This window comes from Sinisalibacter aestuarii (assembly GCF_027923545.1).
Taxonomy (GTDB): domain Bacteria; phylum Pseudomonadota; class Alphaproteobacteria; order Rhodobacterales; family Rhodobacteraceae; genus Sinisalibacter; species Sinisalibacter aestuarii.
Map to the genome: position 1 here is coordinate 81293 of NZ_BROH01000002.1, position 21270 is coordinate 102562.

The window sequence follows — 21270 nt, forward strand, 5'->3', positions numbered from 1 at the left end:
CTGTCATCCGAAACCGTCGCCGCTGCCGGGCCGCAGGGGGCTTTCGCCTTCCCCTTTGCGCCCCCCTCGGGTAAACACCCGGCGACATCCAGACGACGAGAACGGAACGCCCCGCCATGGCCATGGAAAAAACCTTCGACGCCGCCACAGCCGAGCCGCGCATTTCGGCGAAATGGGAAGCGGCCCACGCCTTCCGCGCCGGCGCCAACAAGTCGCGCGACGAGACCTTCACGGTGATGATCCCGCCGCCGAACGTGACCGGCGCGCTGCATGTGGGCCATGCCTTCAACAACACGCTGCAGGATATCCTCGTGCGCTGGCACCGGATGCGCGGCTTCGACACGCTGTGGCAGCCGGGGCAGGACCATGCCGGCATCGCCACCCAGCTTCAGGTCGAAAAGATGTTGACGGCGACGCAGCAGCCCAGCCGCCGCGAGCTTGGCCGCGAGGCGTTTCTCGACAAGGTCTGGGAGTGGAAAGGGCAATATGGCGGCACCATCGTCGAGCAGCTGAAGCGCCTCGGCGCCTCCTGCGACTGGGACCGCAACGCCTTTACCATGGCCGGCGCCCCGGGCGATCCGCGCACCGGCCATGAAAACAGCCCCGATTTCCACGATGCGGTGATCAAGGTCTTTGTCGAGATGTATCGCAAGGGCCTGATCTATCGCGGCAAGCGGCTGGTGAACTGGGACCCGCATTTCGAAACCGCGATCTCCGATCTCGAAGTGGAGAATATCGAGGTCGCCGGCCATATGTGGCACTTCAAATACCCGCTCGCGGGCGGCGAAACCTACACCTATATCGAGAAGGACGAGGACGGGAATGTCGTGCTCAGGGAGGAGCGCGACTACATCTCCATCGCCACCACCCGGCCCGAGACGATGCTGGGCGACGGGGCGGTTGCCGTGCATCCGTCCGATGAGCGCTATGCCCCCATCGTCGGCAAGCTCTGCGAAATTCCGGTGGGGCCGAAAGAGCACCGCCGCCTGATCCCGATCATCACCGACGATTACCCCGATCCCACCTTCGGCTCGGGCGCGGTGAAGATCACCGGCGCGCATGATTTCAACGACTACGCGGTGGCCCAGCGCGGCGGCATTCCGATGTACCGGCTGATGGACACCAAGGGCCATATGCGCGACGACGGGCTGGATTATGCCGCCTGCGCCACGCGGGCGCAGGCCATCGCCGGCGGTGCGGGTTTCACCGGCGAGGAAGTGGATACGCTCAACCTCGTGCCCGACGATCTGCGCGGGCTGGATCGCTTCGAGGCGCGCAAGCGGGTGATCGACCAGATCAGTGCCGAGGGCCTTGCGGTGATGGTCACCGACGAGGAAGGCAACGCGGTGCCTTACGTCGAGTCGAAGCCGATCATGCAGCCCTTCGGCGACCGCTCGAAAGTGGTGATCGAGCCGATGCTCACCGACCAGTGGTTCGTCGATGCCGAAAAGGTCGTCGGCCCCGCCCTCGACGCGGTGCGCGACGGGCGCACGAAGATCATCCCGGAATCGGGCGAGAAGACCTATTACCACTGGCTTGAGAATATCGAGCCCTGGTGCATCAGCCGCCAGCTTTGGTGGGGCCACCAGATTCCGGTCTGGTACGGCCTCGATCTCTCCTACGAAGCCCCGGCCGATACCGATGGCGATGCCGAGATCGACCAGGTCGAGATGATGCGGATGCTGATCGACGGGATCGTGAAGATGGGCGAGGTCTATCATTGCGGCGCCACGCTCGACGAGGTCCGCGAGCGCTTCCTTGACGACAATGCCGACACGCCCGCCCCCATCGCCCATGCCCGCGTGGTCGAGGTCGCCGACAAGAAGGCGGCCCAGGAGATGCTGGCCGAGAGCCTCGCGCAATTCACCATCGAACAGGACCCGACAAAGCTGGTCTACCCGGTCTGGCGCGATCCCGACGTGCTCGATACCTGGTTCTCCTCCGGCCTCTGGCCGATCGGCACGCTGGGCTGGCCGGAACAGACGGAAGAGCTGGAAAAATACTTCCCCACCGATGTGCTGATCACCGGGTTCGACATCCTGTTCTTCTGGGTCGCGCGGATGATGATGATGCAGCTTGCCGTGGTCGACGATATCCCGTTCCACACCGTCTATCTGCACCAGCTCGTGCGCGACGAGCACGGCAAGAAGATGTCGAAGACCACGGGCAACGTGATCGACCCACTTGAAATCATTGACGAATACGGCGCCGACGCGCTGCGCTTCACCAATGCCTCGATGGCGGCCATCGGCGGCGTGCTGAAGCTTTCGGAAGAGCGCATCAAGGGCTACCGCAATTTCGGCACCAAGCTGTGGAACGCGGCCCGCTTTGCCGAGATGAACGAATGCAAGCCGGTGGCGGGCTTCGATCCCGCCTCGGTCAGCGCCACGGTGAACTGCTGGATCGTGGGCGAGACCGCCCGCATCCGCGAAAGCGTGGACGAGGCGCTTGCCGCCTACCGCTTCAACGATGCCGCCAACGGGCTTTATGCCTATGTCTGGGGCAAGGTCTGCGACTGGTATGTGGAGTTCTCCAAGCCGCTGCTGAACAGCGACGAGGCCGCCGTGGTCGAGGAAACCCGCGCCACCATGGCCTGGGTGATCGACCAGTGCCTGATCCTCCTGCACCCGTTCATGCCCTTCATCACCGAAGAGCTCTGGGGCGAGATCGCCGAGCGCGACGGCCTGCTCGTTCATGCCGACTGGCCGGAATACGGCGCCAGCCTGATCGACGCCGCCGCCGACCGCGAGATGAACTGGGTGATCCGGCTGATCGAGGATGTCCGCTCGGCCCGCGCCCAGATGCACGTGCCCGCCGGCCTCAAGATCCCGATGATCCGGCAAACCTCCGACGAGGCCGCGCGCGCGGCGTGGGAGACCAATGCCGCGCTGATCATGCGGATGGCGCGGATCGACAGCCTGAGCGACATGGCCAAGCTGCCCAAAGGCTGCGTCACCATCCCCGCCGAGGGCGCCATCTTCGCCCTGCCGCTCGCCGATATCATCGACGTGGCCGAGGAAAAGGCCCGGCTGGAGAAGACCCTGGCCAAGCTCGACAAGGAGATCGCCGGGCTGAACGGGCGGCTGAAAAACCCGAAATTCGCCGAGAACGCCCCCGAAGAGGTGGTGCAGGAAGCCCGCGACAACCTCGCCGCGCGCGAGGACGAGGCGGGCAAGATCCGCGAGGCGCTCGCCCGGCTGGCCGAACTCGGCTGAACCCGGCAGACCGGCACCGAAACGGCCCGGCCCCGCGCCGGGCCGTTTTGTTTTGCGCGCGCAAATATTTTCTGCCGCGCATTGCTCTGGATCATGAAACCCGCGCCGAAAGCGCCTATATTGGAACGGTCCGAAAGGAGGCGCGCATGTTCAGTGTCGATCTTTCCCGCCTTGCCGAGCGCCGCATGCTGGCGGCACTGGCCGAAGGCAAGCTGCAGAACCTGCAGGGCGAAGGCAAACCCCTGCCCCGGCATTATGAAGACGCTTTCCTGGACCCGGGCGAAGCGGTGGGCTACCGCATCATGGCCGAAGCAGGCTGGGTGCCCGCCGAACTCGACCTGAACAAGCAACTCATCGCCGCGAAGGCCGCCTGGCGTATGGCGCAGAGTCCGGCCGAAAAACGCGCGATGATGGCCCGGATCGCCGATCTCGATATGCGCCACGAAATCGCCCGCGAGGCGCGGCTTTCGTTCATGAGCCGGCACCACCACTAGGAGAGCACGATGCGCGGATGGCACCGCCTCACCGAACAGCAGATCAGGAAGGCCGAGGCCGAAGGCAAGCTGCGCGGCCTCGAAGGCGAAGGCAAGCCGCTGCCCTACCGCCCCGGCGATGCATTTATCGACGCCGGCGACGCGGTCGGCCACCGGATCATGGCCGAAGCGGGCGCGCTGCCGGCAGAGATCACGCTCAAACGGGCGCTGGACGAGGCCCGTCGCGCCTGGGGAGAAGAGACCGATCCGGCGGAAAAGAAGAAGAAAATGGCCGTGATCGCGGATCTGGAGTTGCGCTATGCCATCGCCCGCGAGGCGCGGATGAAATTTCTCGGCCCGTGACCGGGCACCCGTATGATGCATCTGGATGGGTCGTGCGTCCGGCCCTTCCACCTTGCAGGTCTGCGCCCGCATAGCTGCCTACGGCGCGGCCACCCCGGTGCCCCGCGATCCCCCTTGCCCAGCGCGCCGGTTTCAGGCCAACTGCGGCCATGACCAGAGGCCCCCGCTACACCCCGCTCGCCGAAAGCCTGCCCGCCACCGTGCCCTTCGTCGGCCCCGAGGCGATGGAGCGCGCAGGCGGGCGGCCCTTCCGCGCCCGGCTCGGCGCGAATGAAAGCGTTTTCGGCCCGTCGCCCAGAGCGATTGCCGCAATGGCCGAGGCGGCGCGGGACAGCTGGAAATACGCCGACCCGGAAAGCCATGACCTGCGCGCCGCGCTGTCGGCGCATCTGGGCGTGTCTCCCGCCCATATCGCCGTGGGCGGCGGGATCGACGGGCTGCTGGGCGAACTCGTGCGCCTCACCGTCGCGCCCGGCGATGTGGTGGTCACCTCCGCCGGGGCCTATCCCACCTTCAACTACCACGTCGCGGGCTTTGGCGGCGCGCTCCTCACCGTGCCCTATGCGGGCGACCACGAAGACCCCGAGGCGCTCATTGCCAGGGCGACGGAGACCGGGGCGAAGCTTGTCTATATCGCCAATCCCGATAATCCGATGGGCACCTGGCATTCCGCCGACCGCATCCGGGCGATGATCGAGGCGGTGCCGGAGGGCACGCTGATGGTGCTCGACGAAGCCTATATCGAATTCGCCCCCGCGGGCACCGCGCCGCAGATCGACGCGGACGATCCGCGCGTGATCCGGATGCGCACCTTCTCGAAGGCCCATGGCATGGCGGGCGCGCGCGTGGGCTATGCCATCGCCGCGCCGGAACTGGTGCGCGCCTTCGACAAGGTGCGCAACCATTTCGGCATGAGCAGGATCAGTCAGATCGGCGCCGAGGCGGCGCTGGCCGATGGCGATCACCTGACCGAAGTGCAGGCCGCCGTCTCGGTCGCGCGCGGGCGGATCACCGAAATCGCCGCCGCCAACGGCCTCGCCGCGCTGCCCTCGGCGGCCAATTTCGTGGCCGTGGATTGCGGCGCCGACGGCGCCTTCGCCCGCGCGGTTTTGGAAGAATTGCTGGCGCGCGACGTTTTCGTGCGGATGCCCTTCGTTGCGCCACAGGACCGCTGCATCCGCATCTCGGCGGGCACGCCCCAGATGCTCGACCTGCTGGAGCGCGCGCTGCCCGAGGCATTGGCCGCCGCCCGCGCGCGCTGACGGCGCGCAACAGCGCCAATACCCGTCGGGGCGACAAGCCACCGTGTCACCCATTGAGCGCCCGATCCACGTTCACGCTTTGGAAAGATGTGAACAAAATCTGAACACAAATATGCGCTCAACTCATTGAAAGTACAATATAAACACAGAGCGCCAGGATTCTAGAACTCTAGATTCCCAGTGTCGGACTCCCACGCGGCGCAGCCCGTCAGACACGCCTTAAAGCCGCCCCCGGCGCGCCACCCCTAAGCCTCCGCGATCACCTTCGCCGCCGCGTTCAGCGCACCGGGTCCATAGGGAATGCCCAGTGCCTCGAAGCCCGATTCGATCACCCCGAGCGCGCCCATCAGCATATGGGCGTTGATATGCCCCATATGGCCCATGCGGAAGAAGCGGTCGGCCTCCGGGCTGCCCGGCTCGGCCATGCCAAGGCCGATGCCCAGCGTCAGCCCGGCCTTCTCCTCCACCCAGCGCCTGAGCCGCGTGCCATTGTCGCCGTCGAGCCGCAGCGCGGTGACGGCATGGCTGCGCAAAGCGGGATCGGCGATGTTCATCTCGAGCGGCCCGCCCTGCCCCCAGGCCTCGAAGGCCGCCCAGGCGGCGCGGGCCAGTTTCTCGTGCCGCGCCCAGACCGCCTCGATCCCGCCTTCCTCGGCGATCATGTCGAGCGCCTCGCGCAGCGCGAAAAGGTGGTGGGTGGGCGCGGTGCCGCCGAAATACTGGTAGAAGAAATCCGGCTTCGCCCGCGGCGTCCAATCCCAGTAGAAACTCGCCGTTTCCGGCTGTCGCGCCGCCGCCTTGTCGTTGAAGAACACAAAGCCAAGGCCCGGCGGCGTCATCAGCCCCTTCTGGCTCGCCGCGACCATCACGTCGACGCCCCAGGCATCCATCTCGAACGGGTCGACGGCCAGCGAGGCGATGCAGTCGATCATCAGCAGCGCCGGGTGTCCGAGCTTGTCGAGCACCGCGCGCAGGCCCGGCACATCGTTCTTCACGCTGGTCGAGGTGTCGATATGCACCGCGACCACCGCCTTGATCTCATGGCCGGTATCGGCGGCCAGCGCGGTCTCGGCGCGGGCAAGGTCGATGGGCGATTGCTTGCCGAAGTCGATCACCTGCATCCGCGCGCCGAGCCGGGCAAAGACCTCGCTCCAGCCGGTGGCGAAACGCCCGGTGGAGAGCACCAGCACCTTGTCGCCCGGCCGCACCGTGTTGGAGGCCGCCGCCTCCCAGGCGCCGTGTCCGTTGGCAATATAGATCGCCGCATGTCCCTTCGTGCGTGCCACCGCCTTCAGGTCCGGCACCAGCCCCGCCACCATATCGACCAGCGCCCCCTCATAGATGTTGGGCGCGGCGCGGTGCATGGCGTTCAGCACCCGGTCGGGCATTACCGAGGGGCCGGGAATGGCAAGGTAGGGGCGGCCGTGGGACAATGTCATGGGAAACCTCATGAAAGGACGTCCCAAAGCGGTAGGCCCAGCCGCCGGGAAGGTCAATTGCCCCCGGGGGCCGTCAGCCCCGCAAATGCAGCAGCAACGCCTTCGAGGCGATCCCGGTCACAGGCAGGCGGCGCGCGGCCTCATAGGCGCGGATCGCCGCCGTGGTCTTGTCGCCGATCACCCCATCGGCGCCCTGGGTGTCGAACCCGGCACGGGTGAGCCGCTCCTGCACTTCCTTGCGCTCGTCCAGCGTCAGACCCTGGGCATCGGTGCCGAAACTGCCCACCAGCGGCCCGCCGCCCGCCAGCCTGTCTGACAGATGGCCCACCGCCAGCGCATATTTCATCGAATCGTTATAGGCGCGGAAGGCGCGGTAATTGCCGAAGAGCAGAAAGGCCGGACCGCCCGCGCCGCCCGGCAGGATCAGCGTGGCCGGGCCATGATCGGGCACGGCGCCGCCGCGCGCCAGCGTCACCCCCCGCGCCCGCCACTCCGCCACCGGGCGCGTGACCAGATCGTCGCGCCCCGAGGGCAGCCGCACCTCGACGCCCCAGAGCCGCCCTTTCTGCCAACCCGATTGCGCCAGGTAATGCGCCGCCGAGGCCAGCGCGTCACTCGGGTCGTCAGCCCAGATGTCGCGCCGCCCGTCGCCGGTGAAATCCACCGCATGGGCCAGATAGGTGGTGGGGATGAATTGCGTATGCCCCATCGCCCCGGCCCAGCTTCCGGTCATCCGCGCCGGGGTGATGTCGCCGGCCTGCAGGATCTTCAGCGCCGCCACCAGCTGGCCCTCGAAGAACGCCGCCCGCCGGCTCCTATAGCCCAGCGTCGACAGCGCCGAGATCACCGGGGTGGAGCCACGCCGCGCACCGTAGGAGCTTTCCATCCCCCAGATCGCCGCCACCACTTCCTTCTGCACGCCATAGCGCGCCTCGATCCGGCCGAGCGCCGCGCCATGCGCCCGCAGCTTCTCCGCCCCGATCCTGAGCCGCGCATCGGAGGCGGCGATGGCGATGTAATCTTCCAGCGTGCGCCGGGTCTGAAACTGGGTCTGATCCTTCTCGATCACATCCGGCAGATAGCCCGCCGCGCGGAAGGCGGCATCGAGCGTGGCCTGCGAAATCCCCTTCGACGAGGCGCGGGCGCGAAACCCGCGCAGCCAGGCGTCATAGCCGCCATCGGCCCGCGCCACCGGGGCCGGCTCGTCCGAGGCGAGCACCGGCGCCGCCACGCTCCCGACCGGCCCGGCCCCGCCGCAACCCATCAACGACAGCCCGACCAGCCCAAGGCTCACCTCTCTGCGTGACACGCTCATCACCGTCTCCTTTTGCCCCCGAGCCTAGCGCGCGGGCCGGGATCGGGCAAAGGCTTCCCGGGGGGATGAGCAAAAAGCGGCGCGACGAAAAACGCGCGCGATGTTGCCACCGCGCGCGTTCTCTCCTCCCATGGCCGCAAGCCTACTTCCCGCTTCGCCGATGATCGGGATGCAGGCTCGCGCCGAGAATATGATCGGCCCCGTGGATCACCTGGCTAGCATGACCGATGATCAGCGGGTCGGGCGCCCGGACAAGCTCTGTATTCTTGTCGGGGTATTCCAGCGTGTTGAGAAAATGCCGGATCGTCTCCAGCCGCGCACGCTTCTTGTCGTTCGACTTGACGATGGTCCAGGGCGCGTCGGCGGTGTCGGTGTAGAAGAACATCGCTTCCTTCGCCTCGGTATAATCGTCCCACTTGTCGAGGCTCGCCTTGTCCACCGGGCTCAGCTTCCACTGTTTCAGGGGATCGTGCTCGCGGCTGTTGAAGCGGCTCAACTGTTCGTCGCGGGTGACCGAGAACCAGTATTTGTAAAGCTGGATGCCCGACCGCACCAGCATCCGCTCAAGGTCGGGCGTCTGGCGCATGAATTCGAGATATTCGTTCGGGGTGCAGAACCCCATCACCCGCTCCACACCGGCACGATTGTACCAGGAGCGGTCATAGAGCACCATCTCGCCCGCGGTCGGCAGATGTTCGATATAGCGCTGGAAGAACCACTGACCACGCTCGCGCTCGCTGGGCTTGTTCAGCGCCACCACACGGGCTTCGCGCGGGTTCAGATGCTCCATGAAGCGCTTGATCGTGCCGCCCTTGCCGGCGGCGTCGCGGCCTTCGAACAGGAGCACGAATTTCTGCCCCGTTTCACCAACCCATTTCTGAACCTTCAGCAGCTCGGCCTGAAGCTGCGCCTTCTCGCGTTCGTAGTCGCGCCGGCCGATTTTCTCGGAATACGGATATTCGCCGTTCTCGAAGGTCTGGCGGATCAGATCGGCGGTCACCTGCGGGAACGCCCCCTCGCTCTTCTTCGCCGTCTCCGGCTTCACGCTCACTTTCGCAACCGGCGCCGCGCTCTCGGGCGCGGCCGATATGTCACCGGGAGCGGCCTTGGCTCCCGTGGCGGCGGTTGCAGATTTGGTCGAGGCTGTCGCCATGAGTCACTCCCTTCGTTCACTACGCAACGATCCTACAACATCTCCGCCCCGCCGCGCCTTGATCCGGGTCAATCCGGAGCGATATGCGCGGCTGTTTCCGGGCCGGAAAAAGAACGCCCGCATTCTGCCCGTTTGTCGCCCGCACGCCCCTGAAAACCGCCACCTTTCCCCGCTCTCGTCACGATCTTGCCCGGATTGGGCACCAGGTTCGGCCCCATCAAGGTACGGAGAAAGAAGATGCCTGTGTTCGACACCATCACCGCTGACAGCGTCATCGTCGCGCTCATTGCCACCCTCGCCCTGCGCGAAGCGATGATCGCCTTCCTGCCCAGTTCCGTCGTCGGCCCCGAGGGCTGGCTCCTGCGCATCGATGGCCGCGACTGATCCCCAGACACGAAAAACCGCCCCGGCCGGATAGCCGGAGCGGTCCGCCGCCGCCGATGGGCCGCCGTCAGAGCGGGCGATCCACCCGCGCGGTCACATGCACGGTGCCGCGGCAGGCTTCCGGCCAGACGAGCTGAACGTATTTGTTCTGCGCCCCCTGGTTCACCCTGCTGCTTGGCATCGCCGAAACCACGCCCCCCGACCCGTTCAGAACAGCCCCCTCGGCCACCACCGCCGAAACCGTGCGCGCATTGCCCTCGAAGGGCAGATACGCGCTCACGTCCAGCGTCCATGTCGTCTGGTTGGTGTTTTGCTGGAATTCGAGCGTGACCGGCGAGCTTGCCGGGCTGTTCACCCCCTGGAAGGTGTTGCGCTCGAAGGTGAGGTTGCGGCAGGCCCAGGGGTTGAGCCCGGCAAAGCTGCTGTCCACCCCTTCCACCCGGTGGATATTGCCCTTGATGGATTTGAACACGTTCTGATTCACCTGCATCTGCGAGATGAAATGGCCGTCGCCATAGGGCTTGATGACGATGAAGCGGAACGAACTCAGCACATCGCCGGTGAGGAAGATGTTGCCCGTCACCGTCAACCCGCTGAACGAGAATTCCGAGCCGAAATCGGGCGCTTCGTCATGCTCGTTCGTCCATTCGAGGTAGCAATTGTCGATATAATTGGCGCTGAACACGCTGCCCACCGGCTCGTAGCTGAAGACAAAGCCCGGCACCCGCGCGCCGCCCGGCATGTTGTCGCCCTGAAAGATGTGGTTGCCGATCACCAGATGGTTGCTGCCATGCATGATCCCGGCCAGCCCGAAGCGCTGAAAGCGGTTGTCGCGGATCTTGCCGTCATTGGCGTTGACGTTGAACGCCACCGAGGTCCGGTCCACCGCCGGCAGGCCCTGATCGGGCGAGTTGAACTGGCAGCGGTCGATATGCAGATCCTGGCAGGCCCGCCCGGCCGAGGTGATGCCCCGGTCCTTCGGCTTGTTGAAATAGCAATCGTTGAACTGGAAATTCGAGCCATCGCGCGCCAGCAGCACGCCGCTGCCGATGCCGCGCATCTGGAATTCGACGTTCTGCACCGTAAAGCGCTGCATCCGGGCGAAGCCGTGAAAATCCAGCGCGTATTTGAACCGGGTGAAGCTGTAGCCCTGCGTCGTCGCCGGGCTATAGAGCGGCTGCGACAGCGTGAGCTTCGCCCCGCTCACATCCACCTCCTTCACATAGACCTCGCGCCCCACGCCATGGCCCGTCACCAGCGATCCCGGACGGATCTGCGCGGCATTGCCGAGCCCGGTCAGCTCATAGGCATTGTTGGGGTTGTAGGTGCCGGTGGAACTCGCCACCTCCGCATCCCAGGCGGTGCTGTCGAGCGCATAGAACTGGCCGTTGCGGATCGTGCGCGGGATCTCGAACACATCCACATCGGCCACCGCCGCCTGCATGTCGATCGGCCCGTCAAGCTCGATGCGCCGCCCCTTGAGGTCGAAGGCGTCGTGGTCGGCGTAGTTCATCAGCGCCTGAAAGCCCTTCCTGAAGGCCAGCACCTCATCGCCGAACGCGTCGATATAGGTCGGCAGATCGAAATTGCGGATCAGGATCAGCCGCGTGGCATCGTCCATTACCAACGTGCCGTCGAAGCGCATCTTCGATTGCAGGGTCAGCGAGCTGCCGATGCGGAAGGTGCCATCCGGCACCACCACCGTGCGCCCGTCGGCGGCGGCATCGGCGGCGACAAAGGCGGCACGGTCATCGCTCACCCCGTCGCCCAGCGCGCCGTAGTCGCGCACATCCACCATATCCATCATCTCGCGCAGGAAGGCGGCGGTGACATCCTCGATGACGATATCGTCGATCCGCACGATCCCGCCCGACCCGCCGGTCAGGTCGAGCCCGAAATGGCCATAGGCCGCGCCCATGCCCCAGACCATGTCCACGCCCGGCCGGTTGCCGGTACCGACGATGGCGCTCACCTCGACGATCTTGCCGTAGGTCTCCAGCGCCACTGACGGGCCCACCTGCGTCAGCGCCGCCAGATGGCTCCCGCCCGCATCCGCCGCAAAGGCCGCGATCCGCAGATCGGGGAACACGCCGCTCACCGCCTTCACCCGCGCGCGGATACGCAGATAGACGCCGGGGCGCAGCGGCGTTTGCGCCTTCCAGCGCAGCTTCTGGGTCGATTGCGTCTTCAGCAGTTCCAGGCATCCGCCGAAATCCTGATCGGCGGGCACGATCGCGGCATTCGCGGCCCCCTCATAGCTGGCCGAGCCCGGCGTGCCATCTTCGCTGGACCACACATCCAGCCCGTCCGTAAACGGCGGCGGCATCAGGTCCAGCCCTTCGGTAATCGCGATGTTCATCCAAATCCCTTTCAGATCACAGCTCTGTCAGCCTGGGTCCGGACGGCGCGATGCCCGGTCCTCACCGGCTGCGGGAGATGGGGTAGCAAACGGATGTTAACCGGGGCTGAGACCAGCGCGCGCCGCCCCGCGCGCATGTCAGCCCGTCAGCACCCAGCCAAAGGCGCGGCGCAGCTCCTCGGTGCCATTGCGGGTATACCAGCGGCCATGCGCGAGGATCACCCGCTCCGGCCCCCAGCCGATCATGCGCGCCACATCCGCGCGCAGCGCGCCCCGGTCGCGAAAGGTGGCCTTCATGTCGCGCGGCATCCGCCCGTTCGGGTCCTGGTTGCCGGCAAGCCGCGTGAGCAGCCGGAACCAGAGGCTCAGCTTCGCCGGCTCGAAATTCTCGATCAGATCGGTCAGGATCAGCGTGCGGCTCGCCCGATGGAAGAACACCGCCTCACGGTGGACAGACGAGCCGCGCACGATCATCTGGTCGATCTCGCCGGCCCAGTCCGGCGGCGGCTCCTGCCCCAGCGCATGGCCGAACCGCACGGCAACGCCCCGGCTCGCCGCCCGCTCCGCCACGCCCGGCGCGGCCCAGCTTTCGGCTTGCGGAAAGCGCGCCTGCCAGTCGGCTACGTAGGCGTAGTGGATCCAGTTCGGCGCAACCAGATGGCGCACCGGCCCCAGCGCCGCCACCGCATCGGCAAGCCCGTCATCCAGCCATGTGGGCGAATGCACCCAAAGCCCGCCATCTTCCAGCCGGATCACCGTCGCGCGGGTCGAGAACGGCATCCCGAAGAAGCGGATCGCCGGGCCGTCGATCACCCATACATCCCTGGCTACAGGTTTGGGAATATTGAGGGGTTCGTATCCGGTGGCCATGGCATCCGCTCCCGCTGGGCTGCGGCGCCAGAGAACCATCTCACGGGCGCGGCCGCAACCGGCCGCCGCCGCGCGCTTACACGTCGTCGCCACCCCATTCCGGCGCGATCAGCTCATGCACCACATCGGCGGGGCAGATCGCCTGCAAAACCGCCGGCGCGCTACCAAGCACCCGCGTCCCGTCGCCGAGCCAGGCGGCCAGATGCGCATTCATCCCGGCGCGCACGACGCCATCGTCCTGCGCATCCATCGGAAAGGCCCAGGCGATCAGAATTGCGAGAACGAGTATGATCTGTTTCATGTCGGTTCCCCCTGTGGCCACCATGATAGCCGCCACAGAAGGTAACGACACATCACGTATTGGCGACGAGTTCGCCAGCCAGCGCTTTGTCGATGAGTTTCACCGTATCCTCAACGCCATAGAGTGCGATGAACGAGCCAAAGCGCGGCCCCTGATCGGCGCCGAGCAGCACCTGGTAGAGCGCCTTGAACCAGTCGCGCATCGGCTCGAACCGCTCGCGCCCGCAGGCGAAAACCTCGCCCTGCAGCGCCTCGGCATCGTTGCCGCCTTGCCAGCCCGCAAGCCGGTCGCGCAGATCGGCGAGCGCCTCGCGCTCCAACCCGCTCGCCTCCCGGTATTGCTTCGTCGGGGCCACGAAATCTTCGTAGTATTTCACCGCGAAACCCGCCGCCGCATCGAGGTCGGGATGCGTCTGCGGGCTCGCCTCTGGGGCGTAATTGCGGATGAAGCCCCAGAGCACGTCCTTGTCATGGGCCGAGGCCACCGAGGCGAGGTTCAGGAGCATCGAGTAATTCACCACCATCCGGCTTTCCGGCACGTCGCCGTTGTGGATGTGGTGCACCGGGTTGGCCAGCTTCTGCGCCAGATCCTGCCCCGGATAGGCCTGCAATTGCTGGTGATACTCGTCCATCGCCCGCGGGATCACGTCGAAGAACAGCCGCTTCGCCGTCTTCGGCTTGAGATACATGAAGTAGCTCAGGCTCTCGGTCGAGGCATAGGTAAGCCATTCGTCGATCGAAATGCCATTGCCCGAGCTTTTCGAGATCTTCTGGCCCTTGTCGTCAAGGAACAGCTCATAGGTGAAATGCTCCGGCGCCGGCTCGCCCAGCACCCGGCAGATGCCGTCGTAGATCGGCGTATTGGTCGAATGGTCCTTGCCATACATCTCGAAATCGACGCCGAGCGCGGCCCAGCGCGCGCCGAAATCGGGCTTCCATTGCAGCTTCACATTGCCGCCGGTCACCGGCAGCGTCCACTCCCGGCCATCGTCATCGTCGAAGGTGATGGTGCCATCCTTGGCGTTCACCTCTTTCATCGGCACATAGAGCACCCGCCCCGTTTCCGGGTGGATCGGCAGGAAGATCGAATAGGTCTGCTGGCGCTCCTCGCGCAGCGACTTCAGCATGATCTTCATGATGTCGTCGTATTTCTCGGCGGCCTTCAGCAGCGTCTCGTCGAACTGGCCCGACTTGTAGAACTCGGTGGCCGAATAGAACTCGTATTCGAACCCGAACGTGTCGAGGAAGCGGCGCAGCATCGCGTTATTGTGGTGGCCGAAGCTCTCGTATTCGCCGAACGGATCGGGCACCGTGGTCAGCGGCTCCTGCAGATGCTGCTTGAGCATCTCCTGGTTGGGCACGTTGCCCGGCACCTTGCGCATCCCGTCGAGATCGTCGGAAAAGCAGATCAGGCGGGTCGGAATGTCGCTGATCGTCTCGAAGGCGCGGCGGATCATCGTCGTGCGCAGCACTTCGCCAAAGGTGCCGATATGCGGCAGGCCCGAGGGGCCGTAGCCCGTTTCGAACAGCACATAGCCCTTTTTCGGCGGGGCCTTTTCGTAACGTTTGAGAATCCGGCGCGCCTCTTCGAAGGGCCAGGCTTTCGAATTCATTGCAAGGTCACGCATTTCGGACATGTCTGTTCTCTCTCAGGGGCCCCATGCCCCGCAAATGCCGCTTCCTATTGAAGCCCGGTGCGTTGGTCAATATTCTGCGCTGCAACACAGAAATTCCGCAAGGAGGCCCCCGGTGCCCGACCTTCCCCACGCTCTCTCTCCCGAAGACGCGCTCGTCGCCGTCATGATCACAGTGTCCGCCTCCGACGAGAATATCGAAACGGCCGAACTTCTGCGCATCGAGGCCAGCGTCAACAACCTGCCGATTTTCGGCGCCTATGACATGGACCGCGCCCGCCTCGTCACCAAGGTGGTGTTCGACCTGCTCACCGAAGAAGACGGGCTCGACGCGCTTTTCGGCCTCGTGCGCGAGAACCTGCCCGATTACCTGTGGGAGACGGCCTATGCGCTGGCCTGCGACGTGGCCGCCGCCGATGGCACGCTGCACGGGCCGGAGCTGCGCATCCTCGAAGAGATGCGCCACGAGCTGAATATCGACCGGCTGCACGCCGCCGCCATCGAGCGCGGCGCCCGTGCCCGCCACATGATCCTGCGCAGCGAATAACCCGCCGCGCGCCTTTCCACCGATATCCGGCGCACCCCGCCGCAAGGACAAATCATGCTTGAACGCTTCGACATCACCAAACGCTGGCCGGCGAAAGACCCCTCCGTCATCCAGCTCTATTCCCTGCCCACGCCCAACGGCATCAAGGTCTCGGCCATGCTGGAAGAGACCGGCCTCGCCTACGAGCCGCATCTTGTGAGTTTCGGCGAGAACGACCAGTTCACGCCCGAATTCCTCTCGCTCAACCCCAACAACAAAATCCCCGCCATCATCGACCCGAACGGGCCGGGCGGCGCGCCGCTGCCGCTGTTCGAATCCGGCGCGATCCTGATCTATCTTGCGGAAAAGACAGGCAAGTTCCTGCCCGAAGATCCCGCCCAACGCTACCAGACCATCCAGTGGCTGATGTGGCAGATGGGCGGCGCCGGGCCGATGTTCGGCCAGTTCGGTCATTTCCATGCCTATGCCGGCAAGGATATCGAGGATAAATACGCCTGGCGCCGCTACAAGGAAGAAACCCAGCGCCTGCTCGATGTGCTCGAAGAGCGCCTTGAAGGCCGCGCGTATATCATGGGCGACGCCTACACCATCGCCGATATCGCGATCTGGCCCTGGGTGCGCGCCCTGAAAACCTCCTACGACGCGCAAGACGAACTGGAACTGGCCGATCTCGCCAATGTCGAGCGCTGGTTTGAAACCTGCTCGACCCGGCCCGCCAGCGTGAAGGCCATCAACATCCCGGCCAGGCCCTGACAAGGACGGGGCCGGGCACCCGGCCCGGCCCCGCAGGTCTGTTCCCGCTCCCCGAACGGGCGGTCCGGCCCAGCTATTGCTGGACCGACTCGAGGTATTCAACAAGCGACAGCAGCCGCCCGCGCACGATCAATTCGGCGCCGTAAATTCCCGCATCGTCGAGCGCGGATTTTTCATACCGATCACCCCAGACCGGCATCGGGCCACCATGGCCGCGCACACCTGTCCGTCCGTCGATCACCATGAGCGTGTCGAGGAACGGAAATTCTCCGTCATTGGCAGCGGCAAGGCCGGTCAGCCCCGGCACCTCAATATTGAGAAGCGCGGCGAACGGGCCGTTCCCCATCGCGGTTTCGCCGTGGCAAACCGCGCAGGCCGTCATGTATTCGGTCCTGCCCGGATCGTCCTGGGCGCTCGCCCCAAGCGTCATGGCGGCGAGCAATGCGGCACTCAGTGCAAGCAGTTTTCTCGTTTTCATCTCGCCCTCCTGTGTCAGAGCGCGCACGCGCAACCGCGCGTGCCACGCGCGTTGCATGAACTGTTGCAATCACCCTATTGCCGGACCGGCTCGAAATCCCCGGCCATCGCTCCAAAGGTGGTGGCCGCGAGGATGATTGCCGCCCATGTCGTGAGCCGTCTCATCATCTCCGCCTCCCTCCTTTCAGTGAGTATTTAATCACAAAACCCCTCGCCCCGCCTTGATGCGACGCAATCGCCCGCCTTTCGGCCAGTTTTGGCCGATTGCGTATCCGGAACGGGAAAGCCGGCCGCTCAGACGCCGTAAAGCCCGGCCCAGCGGTTGATGAGCCGGTGCTGCAACAGCCGCGAGCGGCGTGACCAGGCGCGCGCACCATCGGGGCGCTCCATGTCCTCCGGTGCGATCCGCGCCCGCCGCGCGGTGTCGCCGGTAAAGATGGCAAAGGCCAGCAGCGCGCCATCGGCGCCGGTCACGTAGCCTGCCAGGGTCGAGACGAAATTGAGCGTGCCGGTCTTGGCCTGGATCGAATACCGCGCATCGCTCAGCGTCTTGCCCTCTTCGTCCTGCGGCACGACCTCCTTCAGATGGCCATGCAGCACCCCGCCCGGCCCGGCCTTGATCAGCATCCGCACCATGTCGGCGGCCGAGATCCGCGATCCGCCCCCCAGCCCGGAATGGTCGACAAACCGCGCCCCGGCGGCGCCGAACCCGTCCTGCATCCAGTCGTTCATCGCCTGCGCCGAAGCGTCGAGCCGCGTCACCGGCACGCCCCGCGTCGCGCTGGCGGTCAGGCCGATGACCTCGGCGGTCAGATTGGTCGAGTATTTCAGCATCTCGCGCACGATGGCCGACAGCGGCGCGCTTTCATGCTGCACCAGCACCGTGCCCGAAGGCATGGCCGCGATCGCCTCGATCTTCGGCAACCGGATGCCCTGCGCGGCGGCCAGCACCTGCATCACCTCGCCGGCATAGAGATCGGGCCGCCGCACCGGCAGCCAGCGCGAACCCGCATTGCCCAGCGCGGTACTCGCCACGGTCCATTCGTCCACCCCGCCCTGCGCCTCGCGATAGGTGTAGGTGGGCAAATCGCGGCTCACCACCGACATCTTCGCCATCGAGACCGCCGGGCGCAGCGTGTCCGAGCGCGCATCCATCGCCACGGCCCAGCCGTTCGTGGCGCGTTTCCACTCGAAATGCACCCGGTTGAAATTGAGGTTCACGCCGCTGACGGCCGGGTTGTAGCCCACATGATCGGGCTGCTCCGGGTCGATCTCGCGCATATAGGGCAGCATTCCGGCAAACACCCTGAAGCCGCCCGTCACCCCGCTTACCCCCGCCGCCTTCAGCCGCGCCACCATCGCCGACAGTGCATCGGTGTCGAGCAGCGGATCGCCCGTGCCGACAAGGATCAGATCGCCCTGCACCTTGCCCGCCTGCACCGGCCCCGTGGCGACAAGCTGGGTGCGGAAGCGAAAATCCGGACCCAGCGTCGACAGCCCGTAAAGCGCCGTCACCGCCTTGGTCACCGAAGCGGGCGGCAGCCCCAGATCGGCGCCGTGGCTTTCGAGCACCACGCCGGTGCGGGCATCGGCGACGGCAAAGCTCACCTCGCCGCCAAGCCGCGCCTCGGCAATGAGATCCTCGGCAGACGGCGCCGCCAGCGCGGCGAGCCGGGGCGCGGCGCCACCCAGCGCTTCGGGCCGCTGACCGGGGCGCGGCGAAACGGTTGGCGCTTCGGCAAAGGCCACACCGGCGACAGCCGAAACGGCGCCGCCCAGGAACGCACGTCTCGAAAACCCCCTAAGCATGAAGCAGAGTTAAGCAAGCGCCACGAGTCGCCTCAAGACCGCAAATGGCAACAATTGGTGATTGCCGCCGTCCTGTGGCGCATCGCCACCGGCCCGCGCCGCTCACCAGCACCCCGCCGCCCGGATCGCGCTCGACGAGGCGTCCACCATCGGCACGTTGACGAGGCACCAGGCCGGCGGCTCGGACCGCGCCAGCAGGCGCGAGCGCGCATCCGGCAGGCGGGCGAAACGAAAGGCCCGCGCGGCGGGCGACATGCGCGCCGCCACCCGGTCGCCGGGCCGCGCCAGCACCCCGATGGGCAGCGCCCCCATGATCTCTTCCCAGCGTTCCCAGCGGTGGAACCCCGCCAGGTTGTCGGCCCCCATCAGCCAGGTGAAATGCACCCCCGGATAGAGGGTGAAGAGCGCGCCCAGCGTTTCGGCGGTGTAGCGCGTGCCAAGCTGCGCCTCGATATCGGTGACCACGACGCGCGGATGGCGCATCACCTGCCGCGCCCGCGCCAGCCGTGCCTCCAGCGGTGCGGGTCCGTGCTCTTTCAACGGGTTGCCGGGGCTGACCAGCCACCAGACCGCATCCAGCCCGAAGCGCTTCAGCGCCTCGCGGGTGATATGGGCATGGCCGTTATGGGCCGGATCGAAGGATCCGCCCAGAAGGCCGATTGCCTGGCCAGGACGCGCATGGGGCATTGCATGTCTCATTGCGCCGGTAGACCGAAGCGCGCGGGCGCTGTCAATCGCCTGCGCTTGACATCCGGCATTTACCTGACAAAAGTCAGATATCATGCTGCCCGATCCCATCGCCCGCATCCGCCGCTTCAACCGTGCCGTCACCCGCGAGACCGGCGCGCTCGACGGCTCGTTTCTCGGTCGCGGCCGCCCCCTCGGCGCGGCCCGCGTGCTGAACGCCATCGGTCAGGGGATCGACGATCTCGCGCGCCTGCGCGGCTATCTCGGCCTCGACAGCGGGCTGGCCAGCCGTCTGCTGCGCGGGCTGGAAGCCGAAGGGCTGATCGAGACCCGCCCCCGCCCCGAAGATGCCCGCCGCCGCTCGCTGCATCTCACCGATGCGGGAAGGCGCGAATTCGACGCCTATGAGCGGCTGTCCAACGAGAGCGCCGCCACGATCCTCGCCGCCCATCCCCGCCCCGAGGCGCTGCTTGCGGCGATGGACCTCGTCGCCTCCGCGCTGGGGCGCAACGGGATCGAGATCGCCGCCGCCGACCCGCAAAGCGACGAGGCCCGCTACTGCCTTGGCGAATATTATGCCGAGCTCAACCGCCGCTTCGATACCGGCTTCGACCCCGCCCGCTCCCGCGATCCCGAGGCCGCCGACATGTCGCCGCCGCGCGGCATCTTCCTCACCGCCCGCTCCGATGGTCTGCCGATCGGTTGCGCCGGGCTCAAGGGCCATGACGGACGCTGGGCCGAGGTCAAGCGCGTCTGGGTCGCCCCCGCCGCGCGCGGTCTCGGTCTCGCGCGCCGGATGATGGACCGGATCGAAGCCGAGGCCCGCACCCTCGCCATCCCGCTCCTGCGGCTCGACACCAACTCCGCCCTGCCCGAAGCCGTCGCGCTCTATACCCGGCTCGGCTGGCGCGAGATCCCCCGCTTCAACGACGATCCCTACCCCGACACCTTCTTTGAGAAGCGGCTATAGGCCAGAGGCACAAGCCGAAACCGCCAGCCGCGCGGCGCAACCACGGGGAGCGCAGAGCCGCAGCCGCGCGCTCCGGCATGGGGTGCGCCGTTTACGGTGCCGCCACACCCTCGCTCATTCCGTCTCCGACGACCGCGCCCAGAGGTTGATCGCCTCTTCATCGGCGTATTTGTCGATCTCGGACAGCTCCGCCTCGGTGAAGTCGAGCTTCGCCACCGCGCCCGCGCAATCCACCACCTGCTCCGGCTTCGACGCCCCGATCAGCGCCGACGTAATACCGCCGCCGCGCAGCACCCAGGCGATGGCCATCTGCGCCAGCGTCTGCCCGCGGGCCGCCGCGATCTCGTTCAGCGCGCGGATATGTTCGATTGCCCGCTCGCTCAGCATATGCGGGTCGAGCGATTTGCCCTGCGCCGCCCGGCTGCCCGCGGGAATGCCGCCGAGATATTTCTTCGTCAGCATCCCCTGCGCCAGCGGCGTGAAGGCGATGGAACCGACGCCCAGCTCAGCCAGCGTCTCCTTCAGCCCGTCGCGTTCGACCCAGCGGTTGAACATGTTGTAGCTCGGCTGATGGATGAGCAGCGGCGTGCCCATCTCGCGCAGGATCGCCACCGCCTCGCGGCTGCGCTGCGCATTGTAGGACGAAATCCCGATATAGAGCGCCTTGCCTTGCCGGACGATCTGGTCGAGCGCGCCCATCGTCTCTTCCAGCGGCGTATCGGGGTCGAAGCGGTGGGAATAGAAGATATCGACATAGTCGAGCCCCATCCGCTTCAGGCTCTGGTCGAGCGACGAGATCAGGTATTTGCGGCTGCCCCATTCGCCATAGGGCCCCGGCCACATATCGTAGCCCGCCTTTGACGAGATGATCAGCTCGTCGCGGTAGCCCTGGAAATCCTGTTTCAGGATCTGGCCAAACGCCTCCTCGGCGCTGCCATAGGGCGGCCCGTAATTGTTGGCGAGGTCGAAATGGGTGATACCGAGATCGAAAGCCGTGCGCGCAATCGCCCGCTTGGTCTGATGCGGCGTATCCTCCCCGAAATTGTGCCAAAGCCCGAGGCTCACCGCCGGCAGCTTCAGCCCCGAATTGCCGCAGCGGTTATAGACCATCTTCTCATAGCGGTCCTCGGCGGGGGTGTAACGGGCGGGGAAATCTTTGGCGGAGCGAATATGGGTCATCTGAGCCTCCTTGTTCGCGGGCCGGAGTAGACGCCCCACGCCAGGGAGTGTCAACGCGAACATCCCACGCCCCAAGTGAGG

The 21270-nt window shown here is 66.1% G+C and carries 19 protein-coding genes; 8 read left to right on the top strand and 11 right to left on the bottom strand.

From position 1 onward, the window contains the following. Positions 1-116: 116 nt before the first annotated feature. From QMG28_RS05285 to QMG28_RS05300, 4 genes are all read left to right on the top strand, one after another. On the top strand, positions 117-3215 hold the full coding sequence (locus QMG28_RS05285) for a valine--tRNA ligase (protein ID WP_281841168.1): 3099 nt from the start codon (positions 117-119) through the stop codon (positions 3213-3215). A 146-nt stretch (positions 3216-3361) separates the two neighbouring features. Continuing rightward, the gene (locus tag QMG28_RS05290) at positions 3362-3709 is read left to right on the top strand and encodes a DnaJ family domain-containing protein (RefSeq protein ID WP_281841169.1); all 348 of its coding nucleotides are present in this window, start codon (positions 3362-3364) and stop codon (positions 3707-3709) included. Between the two features lie 9 nt (positions 3710-3718). Then, on the top strand, positions 3719-4051 hold the full coding sequence (locus QMG28_RS05295) for a DnaJ family domain-containing protein (protein WP_281841170.1): 333 nt from the start codon (positions 3719-3721) through the stop codon (positions 4049-4051). Positions 4052-4200: 149 nt separating this feature from the next. Further along, positions 4201-5313, top strand: a complete 1113-nt coding sequence (locus QMG28_RS05300) for a pyridoxal phosphate-dependent aminotransferase (RefSeq protein WP_281841171.1) — start codon at positions 4201-4203, stop codon at positions 5311-5313. A 245-nt stretch (positions 5314-5558) separates the two neighbouring features. Here QMG28_RS05300 and QMG28_RS05305 read toward each other — a convergent pair whose 3' ends face one another. From QMG28_RS05305 to ppk2, 3 genes are all read right to left on the bottom strand, one after another. Next, positions 5559-6752, bottom strand: a complete 1194-nt coding sequence (locus QMG28_RS05305) for a pyridoxal-phosphate-dependent aminotransferase family protein (RefSeq protein WP_281841172.1) — start codon at positions 6750-6752, stop codon at positions 5559-5561. A 73-nt stretch (positions 6753-6825) separates the two neighbouring features. After that, positions 6826-8067 (bottom strand): lytic murein transglycosylase, encoded by a 1242-nt coding sequence (locus tag QMG28_RS05310; RefSeq protein ID WP_281841173.1) that lies wholly within the window; start codon positions 8065-8067, stop codon positions 6826-6828. Positions 8068-8209: 142 nt separating this feature from the next. Next, positions 8210-9220, bottom strand: coding sequence for a polyphosphate kinase 2 (gene ppk2 / locus QMG28_RS05315; protein ID WP_281841174.1), 1011 nt, complete (start codon positions 9218-9220; stop codon positions 8210-8212). Positions 9221-9457: 237 nt separating this feature from the next. Between ppk2 and QMG28_RS05320 the strand changes: the two genes are divergently transcribed. Continuing rightward, a complete protein-coding gene (locus tag QMG28_RS05320; protein ID WP_281841175.1) occupies positions 9458-9604 on the top strand; it encodes a hypothetical protein in 147 nt (48 codons plus the stop codon). A 67-nt stretch (positions 9605-9671) separates the two neighbouring features. On the opposite strand, the gene QMG28_RS05325 is transcribed toward QMG28_RS05320, so the two are convergent. The 4 genes from QMG28_RS05325 to QMG28_RS05340 all read right to left on the bottom strand — a co-directional run bounded on the left by QMG28_RS05325 (position 9672) and on the right by QMG28_RS05340 (position 14770). After that, positions 9672-11963 (bottom strand): glycosyl hydrolase family 28-related protein, encoded by a 2292-nt coding sequence (locus QMG28_RS05325; protein ID WP_281841176.1) that lies wholly within the window; start codon positions 11961-11963, stop codon positions 9672-9674. A gap of 138 nt (positions 11964-12101) precedes the next feature. Then, entirely contained in the window at positions 12102-12833 is a 732-nt protein-coding gene (locus tag QMG28_RS05330) for a DUF4336 domain-containing protein (RefSeq protein ID WP_281841177.1), read from the bottom strand. Between the two features lie 76 nt (positions 12834-12909). Beyond that, positions 12910-13134 (bottom strand): hypothetical protein, encoded by a 225-nt coding sequence (locus tag QMG28_RS05335; protein ID WP_281841178.1) that lies wholly within the window; start codon positions 13132-13134, stop codon positions 12910-12912. Positions 13135-13186: 52 nt separating this feature from the next. Further along, entirely contained in the window at positions 13187-14770 is a 1584-nt protein-coding gene (locus QMG28_RS05340) for a lysine--tRNA ligase (protein WP_281841179.1), read from the bottom strand. A gap of 112 nt (positions 14771-14882) precedes the next feature. Here QMG28_RS05340 and QMG28_RS05345 point away from each other — a divergent pair, with 112 nt between their 5' ends. After that, the gene (locus tag QMG28_RS05345) at positions 14883-15314 is read left to right on the top strand and encodes a tellurite resistance TerB family protein (protein WP_281841180.1); all 432 of its coding nucleotides are present in this window, start codon (positions 14883-14885) and stop codon (positions 15312-15314) included. A gap of 54 nt (positions 15315-15368) precedes the next feature. Then, positions 15369-16067, top strand: a complete 699-nt coding sequence (locus QMG28_RS05350) for a glutathione binding-like protein (RefSeq protein ID WP_281841181.1) — start codon at positions 15369-15371, stop codon at positions 16065-16067. A 73-nt stretch (positions 16068-16140) separates the two neighbouring features. On the opposite strand, the gene QMG28_RS05355 is transcribed toward QMG28_RS05350, so the two are convergent. The 3 genes from QMG28_RS05355 to QMG28_RS05365 all read right to left on the bottom strand — a co-directional run bounded on the left by QMG28_RS05355 (position 16141) and on the right by QMG28_RS05365 (position 19052). Continuing rightward, positions 16141-16545, bottom strand: coding sequence for a c-type cytochrome (locus QMG28_RS05355; protein ID WP_281841182.1), 405 nt, complete (start codon positions 16543-16545; stop codon positions 16141-16143). A gap of 293 nt (positions 16546-16838) precedes the next feature. Continuing rightward, positions 16839-18353, bottom strand: a complete 1515-nt coding sequence (gene dacB, locus QMG28_RS05360) for a D-alanyl-D-alanine carboxypeptidase/D-alanyl-D-alanine endopeptidase (RefSeq protein ID WP_281841183.1) — start codon at positions 18351-18353, stop codon at positions 16839-16841. Between the two features lie 102 nt (positions 18354-18455). Continuing rightward, positions 18456-19052 carry a nicotinate-nucleotide adenylyltransferase gene (locus tag QMG28_RS05365; protein ID WP_281841184.1) on the bottom strand — a complete coding sequence of 199 codons (597 nt, stop codon included), beginning with the start codon at positions 19050-19052 and terminating at the stop codon, positions 18456-18458. 82 nt (positions 19053-19134) lie between these two features. On the opposite strand from QMG28_RS05365, the gene QMG28_RS05370 reads away from it, so the two are divergent. Beyond that, on the top strand, positions 19135-20010 hold the full coding sequence (locus QMG28_RS05370) for a bifunctional helix-turn-helix transcriptional regulator/GNAT family N-acetyltransferase (RefSeq protein WP_281841185.1): 876 nt from the start codon (positions 19135-19137) through the stop codon (positions 20008-20010). Positions 20011-20124: 114 nt separating this feature from the next. On the opposite strand, the gene mgrA is transcribed toward QMG28_RS05370, so the two are convergent. Then, complete coding sequence (mgrA, locus tag QMG28_RS05375; RefSeq protein WP_281841186.1) at positions 20125-21189, bottom strand: L-glyceraldehyde 3-phosphate reductase; 1065 nt, start codon at positions 21187-21189, stop codon at positions 20125-20127. Positions 21190-21270: the final 81 nt, after the last annotated feature.

Coding starts and splice junctions, on each gene's coding strand:
- QMG28_RS05335 (WP_281841178.1), bottom strand. CDS start 13,134: ATGAAACAGATCATACTCGTTCTCGCAATTCTGATCGCCTGGGCCTTT.
- QMG28_RS05365 (WP_281841184.1), bottom strand. CDS start 19,052: ATGAGACATGCAATGCCCCATGCGCGTCCTGGCCAGGCAATCGGCCTT.
- QMG28_RS05320 (WP_281841175.1), top strand. CDS start 9,458: ATGCCTGTGTTCGACACCATCACCGCTGACAGCGTCATCGTCGCGCTC.
- QMG28_RS05285 (WP_281841168.1), top strand. CDS start 117: ATGGCCATGGAAAAAACCTTCGACGCCGCCACAGCCGAGCCGCGCATT.
- QMG28_RS05310 (WP_281841173.1), bottom strand. CDS start 8,067: ATGAGCGTGTCACGCAGAGAGGTGAGCCTTGGGCTGGTCGGGCTGTCG.
- QMG28_RS05355 (WP_281841182.1), bottom strand. CDS start 16,545: ATGAAAACGAGAAAACTGCTTGCACTGAGTGCCGCATTGCTCGCCGCC.
- QMG28_RS05290 (WP_281841169.1), top strand. CDS start 3,362: ATGTTCAGTGTCGATCTTTCCCGCCTTGCCGAGCGCCGCATGCTGGCG.
- QMG28_RS05370 (WP_281841185.1), top strand. CDS start 19,135: ATGCTGCCCGATCCCATCGCCCGCATCCGCCGCTTCAACCGTGCCGTC.
- dacB (WP_281841183.1), bottom strand. CDS start 18,353: ATGCTTAGGGGGTTTTCGAGACGTGCGTTCCTGGGCGGCGCCGTTTCG.
- QMG28_RS05305 (WP_281841172.1), bottom strand. CDS start 6,752: ATGACATTGTCCCACGGCCGCCCCTACCTTGCCATTCCCGGCCCCTCG.
- QMG28_RS05295 (WP_281841170.1), top strand. CDS start 3,719: ATGCGCGGATGGCACCGCCTCACCGAACAGCAGATCAGGAAGGCCGAG.
- QMG28_RS05330 (WP_281841177.1), bottom strand. CDS start 12,833: ATGGCCACCGGATACGAACCCCTCAATATTCCCAAACCTGTAGCCAGG.
- QMG28_RS05300 (WP_281841171.1), top strand. CDS start 4,201: ATGACCAGAGGCCCCCGCTACACCCCGCTCGCCGAAAGCCTGCCCGCC.
- QMG28_RS05340 (WP_281841179.1), bottom strand. CDS start 14,770: ATGTCCGAAATGCGTGACCTTGCAATGAATTCGAAAGCCTGGCCCTTC.
- mgrA (WP_281841186.1), bottom strand. CDS start 21,189: ATGACCCATATTCGCTCCGCCAAAGATTTCCCCGCCCGTTACACCCCC.
- QMG28_RS05350 (WP_281841181.1), top strand. CDS start 15,369: ATGCTTGAACGCTTCGACATCACCAAACGCTGGCCGGCGAAAGACCCC.
- ppk2 (WP_281841174.1), bottom strand. CDS start 9,220: ATGGCGACAGCCTCGACCAAATCTGCAACCGCCGCCACGGGAGCCAAG.
- QMG28_RS05325 (WP_281841176.1), bottom strand. CDS start 11,963: ATGAACATCGCGATTACCGAAGGGCTGGACCTGATGCCGCCGCCGTTT.